Origin of the sequence: Brevibacillus choshinensis (genome assembly GCF_001420695.1) — a bacterium.
GTDB classification, from domain to species: domain Bacteria; phylum Bacillota; class Bacilli; order Brevibacillales; family Brevibacillaceae; genus Brevibacillus; species Brevibacillus choshinensis.
On the sequence record NZ_LJJB01000013.1, the window covers coordinates 474,216 to 488,574 of the forward strand.

Consider the following 14,359-nt stretch of genomic DNA (forward strand, 5'->3'; position numbering starts at 1 on the left):
AGGACTCGTAGCACAAAGGGTCTATGCTAAATTGGCGTGTATGCCATACATCGTGTCTGAATCCATGCCGCGCATTTCCATCAATCGTAAAATGACGGCATCGTAGAATACGATGAGTGTCTGCGCAAAGAGGGAGCCCATAGGCTGGATTGATAGGTAATCACCGCTAGCCTTGTCCTTTGGGGAGTCTGGCTGAAAATAAAGATTTAGACTAACATAGAGTCATGAAACTACGGGTAGGATAGCGGATCATGTAACTTTCATTTTTGAAAACCGTATTAATTTATTGGTAAAGGAGGTCGGTTCATGTCCAGAGAGATACAGTTTCTAGAGAGCATGATGGTTTTAAAACTAAAGGGTTCAACTGGATTCTTTGCACTTAAATTTAATCTAAAAATTCCTTACCAGAACATTCAAAGCGTTTATGTTGATTATTTCGATGCTCCACAATGGATGTTAAGAATGCCTGGCACATCTTTCCCTCCTAACGTTTATGAAGGTAGTTTTAAATACGCTGATGAATGGTACTTCCTGTCGTACGAGAAAAGAGAGCCTTTGGTAATTATTAATTTAGATGGGCACGAGAAATACAAGTACGTTATTTTTCAAGTGGATGGCCCATCAAGTGTTGCAGCAGATATTCGAAAACACATGAGAGAACATTTGTTACGATAACAGGTATCGTTAGTGAAATAGACGATAACAGAGGCTGCCTATGGACTGATATGCTCCGCTTTGAGTAGACAGGTTAAATTAAAATAAACCGCTGCTCGTTGGGGAGCCTATCAATGATCTAGAAGCCTCTTTTGTTTGGACAGGAGAGTTTTGTAATTAAAATTCAGGCTATTGATGTATCATCTGAAAAGCTACAGGAGGATAGTTTGTTCGAAGAAAATACAGAAATAGACCATGATCGATTTAGACTGCGAAAATATGTTGTAGACTCTCGCGGACGAGCTCATCTAATAGGCAGGTAAAATATCGCTAACCTATTGATGTGTTAATATAGGTATAGGATAGTGATACATAAAAAACAGGAGGAACAAATGAATGAATACATCTGAAGAAAAAAAGAAAATTAATCATAAAAGATTAACAATAAGAAATATTGTCAAAAGGGGTATATTTATTACGATTGGTGCCATTATTATGGCTTACGGGTTAGAAGGTGTATTAATCCCAAACAATATCATTGACGGTGGAGTAACAGGCTTATCCATGATATTAAGTCATGTAACGGCTATCAACCTTAGTTTGTTTTTAGTAATTTTAAACTTACCTTTCTTTTTCTTAGGATATAAGCAAATAGGAAAAACCTTTGCAATTAGTATGTTATATGGAATCGTAGCTCTTTCTGTAGCCACTTCCTTCATGCATCATATACAACCGATTGTAGAAAATGAACTGCTAGCAGTTGTTTTCGGGGGCTTAATATTAGGAGTAGGAGTAGGCTTAACCATTAGAAATGGTGGAGTCTTAGATGGAACGGAAACATTAGCGATTTTAGTGGAGAAGAGGTTACCGTTTTCTGTTGGTGAAATCATCATGTTTGTTAACGTGATTATATTCTCCATCGCGGCATTTGTGTTCTCTTTAGAAAATGCTTTATTTTCGATGCTTACTTATTACGTTGCCTTTAGAACTATTGACATTGTAGTAAAAGGATTGGATGATATGAAATCAGTGTATATCATAAGTGATAATACCACTGAGATTGCGGATGCGATTACCGAGCGATTAGGTCGAGGGGTAACTTATTTGCACGGTGAAGGTTCTTATAGTGGCGAAGATAAACGAGTTATTTTATGTGTTTTTACAAGGTTAGAGGAAACAAAACTGAAAGATATTATTAGAGAATTAGACCCGCAAGCATTTACGATTGCTACGGATGTATCTTCCGTTCATGGTGGTCGATTTAAGAAAAAAGACATTCATTAATACGATCTTTGCAAATGGGTATGAAATAAATCATTAATAATACAGGGTTTTAATGTCTAAAAATACTCGCAGCAAGTTTATGGTTCAAATTCAGGTGAGAAAATAGTTTAAGTGACATGGGTGTCTTTTTCTTATCTTTTTGAGACATACGAGGCTTAAATCAAACAAAATGAGCATATCAACAAAAAATGCAGCTCGTCCCTCGTTAGAGGGCGGGCTGCATTTTGTCTAGTAGCCTTATCATTCGTTTTACAGTTTATCATACGCGCTTGGCTTCAGCGGCTTTTCAGAAATGCAGGGGATCATCCAACAGTAATTCTTGCAAGGCACCAATTCCGTACAGCCCGAAAATCTTCTCGAGGACTCATTTTCCTCAGGTAAAGAGAATCTGTTCAAAAGGGCATGGGAGAACGAAAAAATAAATGAAACGCTGATAAGAGGACAGGAGATATTCAGTACAAAAAGGGAGGTCATCCCATGGAGGCAACTGGGGTAGAAGAAATCCCTTTCCCTGTAAATAAAGTGAATTTTGTGTTGACGGATGCGTTGGAATTTCTTAGAATAAACCTCAATAGCATACAAGGTTCTTATCCAGAGAGGTGGAGGGTCTGGCCCTATGAAGCCCGGCAACCGTCATGAGTCATGTGACAAGGTGCCAATTCCTGCGAGACAGTGCGTCTCGATAGATAAGAAGCGGGTCACTCGTATACGTCTTTACGAACCTTCTTCTTGTCGAAGAAGGTTTTTTTGTTCGCTAGACTAGAGAATTTCATATTGTTTTTTCTTATCCAGAGAGGTGGAGGGACTGGCCCGATGAAGCCCGGCAACCGTCACGAAGTAGGTGACAAGGTGCCAATTCCTGCAGGATGTTTGCGTCCTGCAAGATAAGAAGAGGGAGCGCGCGATGCCAACCAACCTTCTTCTTATCGAAGAAGGTTTTTTGCTGTTCGACATACTATCGATGGGGTGAAAAAGATGAGTGTTGGAGTCGTAAAAGTAGGGTTGTTGGGTTTGGGAACAGTGGGGGGCGGAGTGATCAAAACGATCCGTTCGCAACAGGAAAAGTTGTCGTCCCGTCTAGGAAAACGAATCGAGATCGTCAAAGCGCTCGTGCGTGACTCGGAAAAGGAAAGGGCCGTTCATCTCGATCGATCTGTGCTGACAACAGATTTTGAAGACGTGTTGAAAAGCGATGTAGATATCGTAGTCGAGGTCATGGGGGGTGTCGATCCTACTTATGATTACGTGCGTGCACTGATCGAAAAGGGCTGTCATGTGGTCACAGCGAACAAGGAGTTGCTGGCGAAAAGAGGTACGGAGCTCGTGGATTTGGCCAACCAACACCAAGTCCATTTGGCATACGAAGCGAGTGTGGCAGGGGGGATTCCGATCCTCAGTGTCCTGCGCCAGTTTCTTAGAACCAATGACATCAGCGGCATTCGAGGAATTCTCAATGGTACGACCAACTTCATTTTGACGAAAATGGAGACGGAGCAGCTCTCGTATCAGGAGGTCCTAAAGCAGGCTCAGGAGCTGGGGTATGCGGAAGCAGATCCTCGTTCGGACGTGGAAGGCTTTGATGCGATGTACAAATTGTATATTCTTGCACAGCTGGTATACGGAGAATGCTTGCCGCTGGCTGAAGTAAACAGGAAAGGCATTGCAGATCTGACGGCAGGCCAGATTCGGATCGCCAGTGAGCTGGGTTATCGGATCAAGCTGATTGCTCAGGCGAATCAGTCTGAGGAAGGAATTCGCCTCTCGGTTGAGCCAACGATGCTACCCACGGGTCATCCATTGGCACAAATTCATGATGCTTTCAACGCCGTACAACTGTCTGGCAACATTGTCGGTGATCTGTTGTTTACGGGCAGAGGAGCTGGCGAATTGCCGACCGCGAGTGCTGTAGTGGAGGATCTGGCCTATTTGCTGACGCAGCCATTTACGCCGCATCCGACGTGGAAGGAAAGCGACGTCTTGCGTGTTACGGAGCAACTGGCGACAGCGCAATCCTTGTGTTATCTGGAAGGATCAGCTCCAGCAGCTACCCCTGATCGCGTTCTACACTTTTTGCGACTGGCCGGAGTGGAGGTACATAAGCTCAAAGTACAGTTTGATCTGGGAGGAGTCTTGCGGGCAGGGCTGATTACAACGGGCTTACGAGATGAGCATGAAGAGCTGTTGAGGTCGGATTTTGGCTTGCAGGTGCGGTGTTTTCCATTACTCGGAACGGCTGAATAAAGCGAGGACGCATGAAAAAGGCTGCGGAGGAAAATCTCCACAGCCTTGTCCTATTTTATCGAAGAGAATGGATGTATTCGGATACTTTTTGCAGGCCCTGGCGCAGCATCTCCGTTTCACACGCGTAGCCAATTCGTACCCAGCCATCCATATCGAAACAAATGCCGGGTGTCAGGAAGGCACCGGTTTCTTTCAGCAGTCCTTCACAAAAGGCGACAGAAGAAACGGGTAGATCATATTTCAACATCGCAGTCGTTCCTGCACGTGGTTTCACATACGTGACAGCAGGCTCCTGAGCTACCCATTCATCCAGAATAACCAAGTTGTCCTTGATGATTTTGCGATTGCGTTTCAAGATCAGGTCGTAGTTTTTCATGGCATGAACAGCCAAAATATCATCCAGCATGCCGACGCTGATCGTGGTATAGTCCCGATGCTTGATGCATTCTTCAATCACTTCCTGTGGAGCAGCGATCCAGCCGAGACGAAGTCCAGCCAACGAGAGTGCTTTTGACATACTCGACGTACTAATTCCTTTTTCGTACAGATCGGCAACGGAAGGGACGATCAGATCATCATCCTGCAAAAGATTGCGATACACCTCGTCACACAGCAGATAAGCGCCGCAGGAGCGGGCGATTTCCACGATCTGCTCCAAGACATCCCGTTCCATGATCGCGCCGGATGGATTGTTTGGATTGTTGATGCAGATTAGCTTTGTATTCTCTCGCACAAGGGAGCGTAGCTCATCGAGATCAGGCAAGTAACCATTTTCTGGCTTCAAATGCAGCAAATCAACAGAAGCGCCAAAAGATTTGGGTACTTCATAAATTTGCTGATAGGTCGGATGGACGGAGATGACGTGATCGCCAGGCTTCACAAGGGAGTAAAAAACCAGGAAGTTGGCTGCGATTCCACCATTCATAACGAGCACTTGATGTGGATCAATCGATTCGTACATCTCGGCGACCATTGAACGGAACTCTGGAGAGCCTTCGATATGGCCGTACGTCAGTTTTTTCGCATACAGCGATTGGAAGAAGTCAGCTGGATTCGTACCGTCGATGGAAATGAGCTCTTCGATCGTCAAAGAGTCTACGCATGTTTCCGCGATATTGTAGGTCGCGCTCATCTCATACTTGTTCATCCAGTCTTCTACTGCAAACAACTTGATATCCACAATGATTCCTCCTTTAACTAAACGCTTTGATTAAAGCTGAGCGATAGTGCCTACGCCTTTTTCTTCCGCTTTCTTGAGGATGTAATCGGCTGTGATCAGATCCTGCAAAGCAATTCCCGTGCTGTCATAGATGGTAATGTCTTGATCGGACAGGCGACCCGGTGTTTGGCCGAGAATCACACTGCCGATTTCTGCGACGATGTCTTCTTTGGAGATCAGTCCTTTTTGGACCGCTACCTTGGTTTCTCCGACGTTGATAGCTTGCGTCACGTCATCTACGAAGACACGAGCGGTTGTAAACAGATTCTCATCGATTTCTTGTTTTCCTGCCATATCCGCGCCAATGCAGGAGAAATGCGTACCGGGCTTGACCCATTCTTTCATGATGATCGGTTTGTGGGAAGGAGTGGCCGTGATAATGATGTCCGCTTCTTCAGTAGCTTGACGAATGTCGTCCGTCGCCACGTATTCAATCTCGATACGATCGAGCAATGTTCGATATAGCTCCTGGTCGTCTTGATAAGGAGCAAGAAACATATCCTGCAGCTTTTCTTTTGCCGTCGCACAAAACGTTGCGGCCTTTTCATAGGAATTTGCATTGTAAACGGTCACTTTTTTAATGTGCTTCATGGTGATGAGTGTGGCCATGATTTCGTACGCAGCCAAATGACCGCAGCCTACCAAGAGGAGATTCTCCGATTCAGGTCTAGCGAAATATTTCGCCCCGATTCCACCAGCAGCACCTGTGCGCATGAGCGTCACGGGCTCACCACTCATCATCCCTTTGGGAACACCCGTATCGCTGTCGAGAACCATGACAAAACCGACAAGTGCGGGCAAGTCTTTCGCTGGATTCTCACCAAACCAGGAAACGAGCTTTAGCCCAAATATGTTAGCTCCCGTCAAATGACCGGATTTGATATCCATATCTGCCTTGCCTGGAGCAAACTCGTGGAACACCATAGGAAACAAAGAAGCTTCTTTCTGTTCTTTTAACGTGTAAGCACGTTCTACCAGTTCAATCACATGCTTCATGTCTAGTAATTGCTTGACGCTAACCTGGTCGATTACCCTAAATGGAAACATGTAAATCCCCCTCTCCACATCTGGTGTGAATGATATGGCTTTGACTTTAGCATAGAATAAAATAATAATGAAATTAGCGTATTCTATAGTAACCATTGAATTCTTAGAAACCTTTTGTGCTTGGGGGGAGCAGGATGGAGCTTCGCACGTTAAAAACATTTCAGGTCGTGGCAGACCAACTCAATTTAACCAAAGCTGCCGAACTGCTCGGTTATACACAGCCAACGATCACGCTGCAAATACAGACATTGGAGAAAGAGATCGGGCATCCATTGATTAATCGGGTAGGGAAGAAAACGTTTCTCACGCCCGCAGGTAAAATGATGAAGGAGCATGTCGACAAGCTGTTTGCGGTTGTCTCACAAATGGACAAAGCGATCAAGCTGCTGGACGGGCCTTATGGTACTTTGGTAGTCGCAGCTCCGGAGTACTACTGGACGCACTATCTGTCTCAGCTGATTCGCTCGTACGTTCATCATCATCCGCAGGTCAAGCTGAAGCTGGTTTCCTGCAACAGTGCCGATGCGGTCAACATGATTACGTGCAATGAAGCAGACATTGGCATCATTGCGGGACAAAGCGGCAAACAGGAAATAGAGAGCACACTGCTGGAAAAAGAAGAACTGCTGGTGGTCACATCGAGAGAAATTTTTGAAAAACACGATCGGGACTACATTATGGAGAATTATCCATTTATTTATAAAGAGAGCTACAATCTCGACGGTTTGCACAGTCAATCGATCACGGAACTAAACTATCATCCTGCTGCTGCCATCGAGAGCAGCAGTGAAGAAGCGATCAAAATCGCAGCCTTGAATCATACAGGTGTAGCATTAATCAGCGCCAATTTGATCAAAGAAGAATTGGAGTCCGGCGAGCTTGTCCGGTTGCATCAACTCGAACAACGATTGGATACCCAGCTCATCTTTTTAAAAGACCGCTCGGATGAGATGACGATTCGTTCCTTTGCGGAGCTGGTCATCCAAGGTTGGCCAGAGGCAGGAGTCCGTCAGATTTAGCATCATAGAAGCAAGATAGGTGAGGCAGATCCTCTACGGAGGCAATCTGCCTTTTTTATTTTCTCAAAAGTAGAAGACGAAGAATTAAAAGGGTCAATGGTTACCATTGGCATTCCCTATTAGATGAGTCCGTCAGAGTATGCTACCATTTAGAGACAAAATATTTTGAAAAAGGGGGTTTGAACCGTTTATGTCGCTACCTAACGTTTCCGTAAACACACCGCTGAACAAGAAACCGAGGGAAATCAACGTTTTTGTATTGCTCCTTTTGGTGTTGATCGTCGCTTCGATTGCCACATACGTTCTTCCGGCTGGAGAGTATACCCGGACAGAGGTGAATGGGCGAAATGTCGTCGTACCAGACACCTACAAAGGGATTGAATCTTCTCCGGTTAGCTTGATGGGTATCATTGGTTCCGTCCACACAGGGATGGTAGAAGCGTCGTCTATTATTTTCTTTGTCCTTATTATCGGTGGTACGTTTGGTATTTTAACTGCAACAGGTACGATAGAAGCACTCATTTCTACTCTTTCACGAAAGCTAGCGAATCAGGAAAAATGGCTGATACCGATCATGATGCTGTTTTTTGCAATGGGCGGCGCTTTGATGGGGATGGCCGAAGAGACATTGGCCTACATCGGAATCATGATTCCACTCGCGATTGCTCTCGGTTTTGACGTCATCACAGGGACCGCGATTGTACTTGTGGGGGCATCGATTGGATTTACGACTGCGGTCATGAACCCTTTTACAGTAGGGATTGCTCAGAGCATTGCTGAGCTGCCACCGTTTTCGGGTATGGGATATCGCATTCTCTTGTTTGTGATTATGTACGCGGTGTCTGTGTATTTCGTCTACCGGTATGCGATGAAAGTAAAGCGTGATCGGGGCTACGGATTTTTTGCGGACGGAAAATACGATACAGTGGGTTCAAAAGAGTTGAAGCTCGAGACGAAACACAAGATTGTGCTCGGTTGTTTCCTTCTTAACTTTGTGATACTGGCTTACGGAGTCGTCAAATTTGAATGGTTTATCACGGAAATCGCTGGATTATTTACGATTCTGGGCATCATCATTGCCTTTGTGGGGCGGCTCCCTGCCGGTGATGCAGTCGGCGCTTTCATGAAAGGGGCAGCAGGACTGATTTCGGGTGCACTCATCATCGGAGTGGCTCGTGCTATCGTCGTGATTTTGACAGATGGACATGTCATCGATACGATTTTGTTCCATGCATCCTCGGCCATTCACCACTTGCCACCAGCTCTTAGTGTTGTGGGAATGTATTTGCTGCAAGCCATTATCCACTTGATTGTGCCTTCTGGCAGCGGGCAAGCAGCATTAACCATGCCGATTATGGCGCCACTCGCTGATTTGGTGGGAGTGACGCGTCAGACAGCCGTTCTCAGCTTTTCCATGGCAGACGGAATCGGAAATATCATTTTTCCGACTTCCGGGTACTTCATGGCAGGCTTGGCTATCGCCGGAATCCCATGGGTGCGCTGGGCAAAATGGATATTGCCTCTCATTTTGACGCAGTACGCGATCGGACTGGTAGCGGTGGTCGTGGCGCAGCTCATTGGATACGGACCTTTCTAAAGGGGGGATCGGGTCATGCAAGCGTTGACATTGGTTTCCAAAGAATTAGGCGAATGGGCCGTGCGACATCGTCGCCATTTGCATCAATATCCGGAATTGTCTGGCGAAGAGCATCAGACGCATGCGTATATCAAGCGTCAGCTAGAAGAGATGGGAATGGACATTTTAGCATTTGAAGCGCCGAGTGTCGTAGGGTTTCTGAGAGGAACGACAGGGGAAAACACGATCGCCCTGCGTGCGGACATCGACGCTCTGCCTGTTTTGGAAGAAGGAGATAAACCTTATCAATCCAAAATTCCCGGCATTTCTCATGCATGTGGCCACGATGGGCACACCGCTGTCTTACTTGCGGCGGCAAAATGGCTGTCAGAGCATCGCGACGAAGTGAAGCCGAACGTCCTTTTCCTTTTCCAATCTTCGGAGGAACGTGATCCGAGCGGTGCATCTGCTCTCATCCAACAGGGTGTACTCGATCAAGTCGATGCGATTTTTGGCATTCATCTCTGGCAGCCCTTGGAAAAAGGACAAATCGGTGTCTGCCATGGCTCGATGATGGCGGCTTGCGATGAATTTACGATTACCATCGAGGGAAAAGGTGGCCATGGTGCCATGCCACAGGAAACCATCGACCCCATCTACATCGCCAGTCAGATCGTCGGTGGAATCCAGTCCGTCGTCAGTCGCTCGCTCAATCCGCTGCAGCCTGCGGTAGTAACTGTCGGAAAGGTCGAGGGTGGCAGTACGTACAATATCATTCCCAACGAAGCCTTGATGCTAGGCACTACTCGTAGTCTGACAGAGGAGACGCGACAACGAATTCACACTCACATGCAGAGAATTGTAGAGGGTGTCTCTGCGAGCTACGGGGCTACGGGTCGCATGGAGTACAGGTGGGGTCCGCCACCACTGGTGAATGACAAGGTTCAGAGTCGCTATGTCGAACAGGTGGTAAAGGATTCGTTTGGAGAGTCAGTCTACGCGGTTGACCTCGCGCCTACGATGGCTGCGGAAGATTTCGCCTATTATTTAGAGCGCTGTCCCGGTGCATTTATTTTCGTCGGAATGGGCGGCGAGGCAAGTGCATACCCTCACCATCACCCCCAATTTGATATTGATGAAGATTCCATTCCGATCGCCATTGAACTGTTTGTCCAGCTTGTCCTGCGATATGCCCGTCAAGCTGGTTGAAAAAAAGCTCCAGGAGGTACAGAAGATGTTGAATGTTTCTATGTTACACGTACTGCAAGCCAAAAAGCGCATCGAACACGAAATCGTACAAACACCTTTGATCATGTCGAACAGCTTGTCACAGCACGTCGGTACTGAAGTGTGGCTCAAGCTGGAGAATTTGCAAAAAACGGGGTCCTTTAAGCTGCGGGGGGCTCTGAACAAAATTTCTTCCTTGTCAGAGACGGAGCTGAGACACGGAGTCATAACTGCTTCAGCAGGAAATCACGCGCAGGGTGTGGCTTATGCGGCGTCCCTCACTGGTGTATCTGCGCTCATCGTCGTGCCAAAGACGGCACCAGAGACGAAGCGCGCAGGTATCCAACGATATGGCGCGGAGCTGGTCATTTACGGCGACAATTATGATGAAGCAGAGGCTCACGCGTTTCGATTGGCGGAAGAAACGGGACGGACATTTGTTCATGCTTTTGAAGATAACGAGATCATTGCTGGTCAAGGAACTGTTGCACTCGAAGCGCTACTGGAACAGCCTGATTTCGACGCAATCGTTGTTCCAGCAGGGGGTGGTGGACTCATTTGCGGAATTGCAGTAGCCGCCAAAGCTCTCAACCCAGCTATCGAAGTGATCGGTATCCAGACTCACGCTTCACCGCCATGGTACTATTCGTTCAAGGAGCGTAGGCTAGCTGATGTGACTTATAGCGATTCACTCGCTGACGGCTTGCATGGAGGCATCTCCCAAGGGAATCTGGATCTTGCCTTACGCATCGTCGACCAGTTTGTACTCGTCGAAGAAGAACAGGTAGCCCACGCGATGTACTGGATGGCCAAGGAGCATCACTATATGGTGGAAGGCTCCGGTGCTGTAGGGATCGCTGCGCTTTTACATGGTCACTTGCCCCAGCTGAAAGGGAAAAAAGTGCTGAATATCGTCAGCGGTAGTAACGTGGATGCCACCAAGCTAGGGATAATCATCAGTAGCTACACGTAGCAACCGCATAAAAAAGAACGTGTGCCGAAAATCAGGTACACGTTCTTTTTATGGATGGTGTATTTGTATCTTATTTCTTGTCCGGATCTGGATTTCCATTTTGTTGGTTATTGGGAAAAACGGCCTTTTCCCACTTTGTCAGGAAGTATCCTGAGAGTACAAATATCCCGATCGCCACCACTGTAATGATCAATCCACTCATGACACTCTCTCCTTCCGTTGACATCCTTTGTTAATGAATACGAAGCACAGCGATGAAAGTTTCATTCTACACGACCATTCGGGTGAATGTTCACTTGCTGGGAAATGGATTGGATTCGTTCGATCAAAAGAGCTCCGTCCGATTCATTCATGGGCACGGCCTGTCCTAGTTCAGCGTGATAAGGGACCATCGTTAGCTCACAATTCCCTTTTTTGGTACAGGTGGCTTGGAGAACCATGCTTTCCCACGTCTTTGGCTCGACTGCGCGAGTGAAGATGAAGTTTCCGAGACTGTACGCAATCCATTTATTCTTATACTTTTCAAAACCTTGCAGGACGTGCGGGTGTCCGCCTACAATCAGATCCACACCAGCATCAATAAAAGTGTGTGCGAGCATCGTCTGATGATCGACAGGGAAATCCACTTTTTCTTTGCCCCAGTGTGCAATGACCACGACAAGATCAGCTTCTGAGCGAGCTTTTTGGATCGCTTGAACAGCAAGAGTGTGGTCGTAGGTCGCAGCGAGTCCCGGTTTATTTTTGCCTGCGTACCAGCTGTATTCGGGAATGACACGGCTAAAGCCGAAGATGGCCATTCGGATGCCGTTTTTTTCAACGTAGATGGGTGCATATGCTCTGGCTTCATCCCGACCAGCTCCGACATACTCTACCTGGTGATTCTCAAGCGCCTGTAGCGTGTCCAATAATCCGTCTACTCCTTGATCCATTGTATGGTTGTTAGCCAGATTTACTGCATCTATGCCAGCTTCCTTCATCGCGGGTACGGCATGGGGAGAGGACTTGTACACAAAGGCTTTGTTGTCAGCAGGTGTCCCTCTCTCTGTGATCGGCGTTTCCAGGTTGGCGATGGTGTAATCATCGGTCTGAAAAAGCGATCGGACGTGCATGAACGGATAGTCGTAACCTTTTTCAAGCACCATTTTTTCTACATTACCTGACATCATGACGTCGCCAACAAAGCTCAAGGAAATGGTGGGTTCTATAGCTGGCTCTGTCCCCGTACCTTCTGTGAGAGGGGCGGTGTCGGGGAGGGAGGGATTTCCCTCTGCATTATTAGATAAACGGTCGACCAGCACATACATCCCGGCTGCAACGATGGCGATAAGACTAAAGAGGATGGTACGCTGCCCGATGCGTTTCCATTTGTTTTTCGCTCTGTGGCGTCTTGATCTCGTTTGATTGGTACGGCTCATGGTTCCCCCTTACGAAAAAAGACAGCATTTTTCCAAACATTCGTCCATTATACCATGCTCTACCGTTTCTTTCCTTTTCATGGCAGAAGAAGTACAATGGACAAAATGTCTTCGTAAATCTATCGCCTGCAGGTCAGGTGATGAAAAGAGGTGGGGGCAGTTGAGCTTGTCTTTGGACCATATCGTTCATTTTTTGCATCGCACTCCGGTGGAAGCGACGGAACAATTTAGACAAAAAGGTTATCATGCTGTAGCGGGCGGCAGACATACGATGTGGGGCACTTGGAATAGCCTGAGCTACTTTGGGCTCTCCTATGTAGAGTTTTTGGCGGTCGAGCAGACAGAACTCGCGAAACAGTCAGAAAACCCGCTCATTCATCAGCTCGTGGAGGAACAAAGTAGTGGCGAGGGCTTGGGCCAGATCGCCTTGCGTACGCAACAGATGGATCAGTGGGCAACAGAGCTGCGTGAAAAAGGCTTGCACGTGACGGGTCCCGTTGCTGGAAGCCGGACGCGTGAAGATGGTACAGTCATTCGCTGGAGAATGCTCTTTTTGGAAGATCCAAGTGGGGGGCAGATGCCTCCGTTTCTCATCGAGTGGCAAGAATCTGATGATGAGCGTGTGAAAGACCTGACAAATCGGGGAATGATCGCGGACCATCCGAATGGTGCTGATGGCATCCAAGCAGTCGGATATGCAGTAGCAGAACTGGAAGAAGCAGCCAAGCAATGGGAGCGCTGGTTTGGCTGGGAGAGTAGTGATCTTTTTATCGATGAACAAATGGGTGCACGTTGTCGGTCATTTAAGGTGCCTGGCGGTGACATCGTCCTCTGCCAACCGATTGGAGAAGGAATAGCTCAGGAAGCGTTGAGAACGAGAGGGGAACGGCCGTTTTTCGTGCGAGTGAGCGGCAGAAATGAAAAGGGCGCGGATACCGTCTTTGGTGGTCTATATCTAAGCGGGTTGTAATACTCGGACAAAGAGAATCATCCGAACTACATCGGTTTTCACATGAAAGCAGAATCTCCTTATGGGGAGTTCTGCTTTTTTTGTTTGCAATTATTTTCGCGCTGTATTTCAAGATTGGACAAGATTTGGCGTTCTGGTATGCTGGCGGGAACAGTCATTGCCCGTGTCAAAGACTAAATGAAAAAAGCAAGGGTCTCTCCAGGTGATCGGAGTCCCTCGCTTTTTTAAAAATGAAGATGGTATTCGCCTTAGGTCCCAAATGTTTTCTTGGTTAGCTGACGGTACATGTACAGCATCGCGATTCGCCAAGGAACCAGCATACCGAAAGCGAGAAGGAAGAACAACCCTCCTGTTTGGATCGGTGTAAACGAATCGTTGATGAGTACTTTCATGATCAGGCGAATGACCAAGAGTCCCATTAAGATGATGAAAAAGGCTTTGGAGCGCTTCAGGTACACATCCTGACCGACAATTTCAAATCGGGAAGTCAGGATCAGCGGGATGGAAAACACGATTCCGACGAGAAACGCAGTAAAATCGTACATCGGAGGTGTTGCTGCTTCCGGCAAGAAGAACATCGCAAAGCCGGTTGCCATGAAAAACGGTGGTAAAATGATGCTCTTGGCGGACACGGGTTTTTTCTGCCGGCGCATCCGTACGAAGATCACCAGTGTAGCCATGATGAGAGGTACTAGTATGCCTAGCGCCGTTGATGACAGTATTTGCATGGAAGA

The 14,359-nt window shown here is 47.0% G+C and carries 13 protein-coding genes, 1 pseudogene and 2 riboswitches; of the genes and pseudogenes, 8 read left to right on the forward strand and 6 right to left on the reverse strand.

Annotated elements, in window-relative coordinates; genetic code table 11:
- Positions 1–21: 21 nt before the first annotated feature.
- Positions 22–192: pseudogene (locus AN963_RS32115) on the reverse strand (6-phospho-3-hexuloisomerase); the annotation flags it as partial.
- A gap of 114 nt (positions 193–306) precedes the next feature.
- On the opposite strand from AN963_RS32115, the gene AN963_RS22480 reads away from it, so the two are divergent.
- From AN963_RS22480 to AN963_RS22490, 3 genes are all read left to right on the forward strand, one after another.
- Positions 307–675: a hypothetical protein gene (locus tag AN963_RS22480; protein ID WP_055746788.1), complete on the forward strand. Its 369-nt coding sequence runs from the start codon at positions 307–309 to the stop codon at positions 673–675.
- A 375-nt stretch (positions 676–1,050) separates the two neighbouring features.
- Complete coding sequence (locus tag AN963_RS22485) at positions 1,051–1,938, forward strand: YitT family protein (protein WP_055746789.1); 888 nt, start codon at positions 1,051–1,053, stop codon at positions 1,936–1,938.
- Between the two features lie 584 nt (positions 1,939–2,522).
- Positions 2,523–2,631, forward strand: a riboswitch (SAM riboswitch).
- An 88-nt stretch (positions 2,632–2,719) separates the two neighbouring features.
- Positions 2,720–2,829: riboswitch (SAM riboswitch) on the forward strand.
- 84 nt (positions 2,830–2,913) lie between these two features.
- On the forward strand, positions 2,914–4,179 hold the full coding sequence (locus tag AN963_RS22490; protein ID WP_055746790.1) for a homoserine dehydrogenase: 1,266 nt from the start codon (positions 2,914–2,916) through the stop codon (positions 4,177–4,179).
- A 55-nt stretch (positions 4,180–4,234) separates the two neighbouring features.
- On the opposite strand, the gene AN963_RS22495 is transcribed toward AN963_RS22490, so the two are convergent.
- Positions 4,235–5,359, reverse strand: a complete 1,125-nt coding sequence (locus tag AN963_RS22495) for an aminotransferase (RefSeq protein WP_055746791.1) — start codon at positions 5,357–5,359, stop codon at positions 4,235–4,237.
- Positions 5,360–5,389: 30 nt separating this feature from the next.
- Complete coding sequence (locus AN963_RS22500; RefSeq protein ID WP_055746792.1) at positions 5,390–6,445, reverse strand: ornithine cyclodeaminase family protein; 1,056 nt, start codon at positions 6,443–6,445, stop codon at positions 5,390–5,392.
- Between the two features lie 134 nt (positions 6,446–6,579).
- Between AN963_RS22500 and AN963_RS22505 the strand changes: the two genes are divergently transcribed.
- From AN963_RS22505 to AN963_RS22520, 4 genes are all read left to right on the forward strand, one after another.
- A complete protein-coding gene (locus tag AN963_RS22505) occupies positions 6,580–7,464 on the forward strand; it encodes a LysR family transcriptional regulator (RefSeq protein WP_055746793.1) in 885 nt (294 codons plus the stop codon).
- A 190-nt stretch (positions 7,465–7,654) separates the two neighbouring features.
- Positions 7,655–9,061: a YfcC family protein gene (locus tag AN963_RS22510; protein ID WP_055746794.1), complete on the forward strand. Its 1,407-nt coding sequence runs from the start codon at positions 7,655–7,657 to the stop codon at positions 9,059–9,061.
- 15 nt (positions 9,062–9,076) lie between these two features.
- A complete protein-coding gene (locus AN963_RS22515; RefSeq protein ID WP_055746795.1) occupies positions 9,077–10,249 on the forward strand; it encodes a M20 metallopeptidase family protein in 1,173 nt (390 codons plus the stop codon).
- 25 nt (positions 10,250–10,274) lie between these two features.
- Entirely contained in the window at positions 10,275–11,240 is a 966-nt protein-coding gene (locus tag AN963_RS22520; RefSeq protein WP_083497030.1) for a threonine ammonia-lyase, read from the forward strand.
- A gap of 70 nt (positions 11,241–11,310) precedes the next feature.
- Here AN963_RS22520 and AN963_RS32310 read toward each other — a convergent pair whose 3' ends face one another.
- Positions 11,311–11,442 (reverse strand): hypothetical protein, encoded by a 132-nt coding sequence (locus tag AN963_RS32310; RefSeq protein ID WP_269084407.1) that lies wholly within the window; start codon positions 11,440–11,442, stop codon positions 11,311–11,313.
- Positions 11,443–11,503: 61 nt separating this feature from the next.
- Complete coding sequence (locus tag AN963_RS22525; RefSeq protein WP_055746797.1) at positions 11,504–12,655, reverse strand: CapA family protein; 1,152 nt, start codon at positions 12,653–12,655, stop codon at positions 11,504–11,506.
- A gap of 160 nt (positions 12,656–12,815) precedes the next feature.
- On the opposite strand from AN963_RS22525, the gene AN963_RS22530 reads away from it, so the two are divergent.
- Complete coding sequence (locus AN963_RS22530) at positions 12,816–13,625, forward strand: VOC family protein (protein WP_055746798.1); 810 nt, start codon at positions 12,816–12,818, stop codon at positions 13,623–13,625.
- 248 nt (positions 13,626–13,873) lie between these two features.
- Here AN963_RS22530 and AN963_RS22535 read toward each other — a convergent pair whose 3' ends face one another.
- On the reverse strand, positions 13,874–14,353 hold the full coding sequence (locus AN963_RS22535) for a CcdC family protein (protein WP_055746799.1): 480 nt from the start codon (positions 14,351–14,353) through the stop codon (positions 13,874–13,876).
- Between the last annotated feature and the right edge of the window lie 6 nt (positions 14,354–14,359).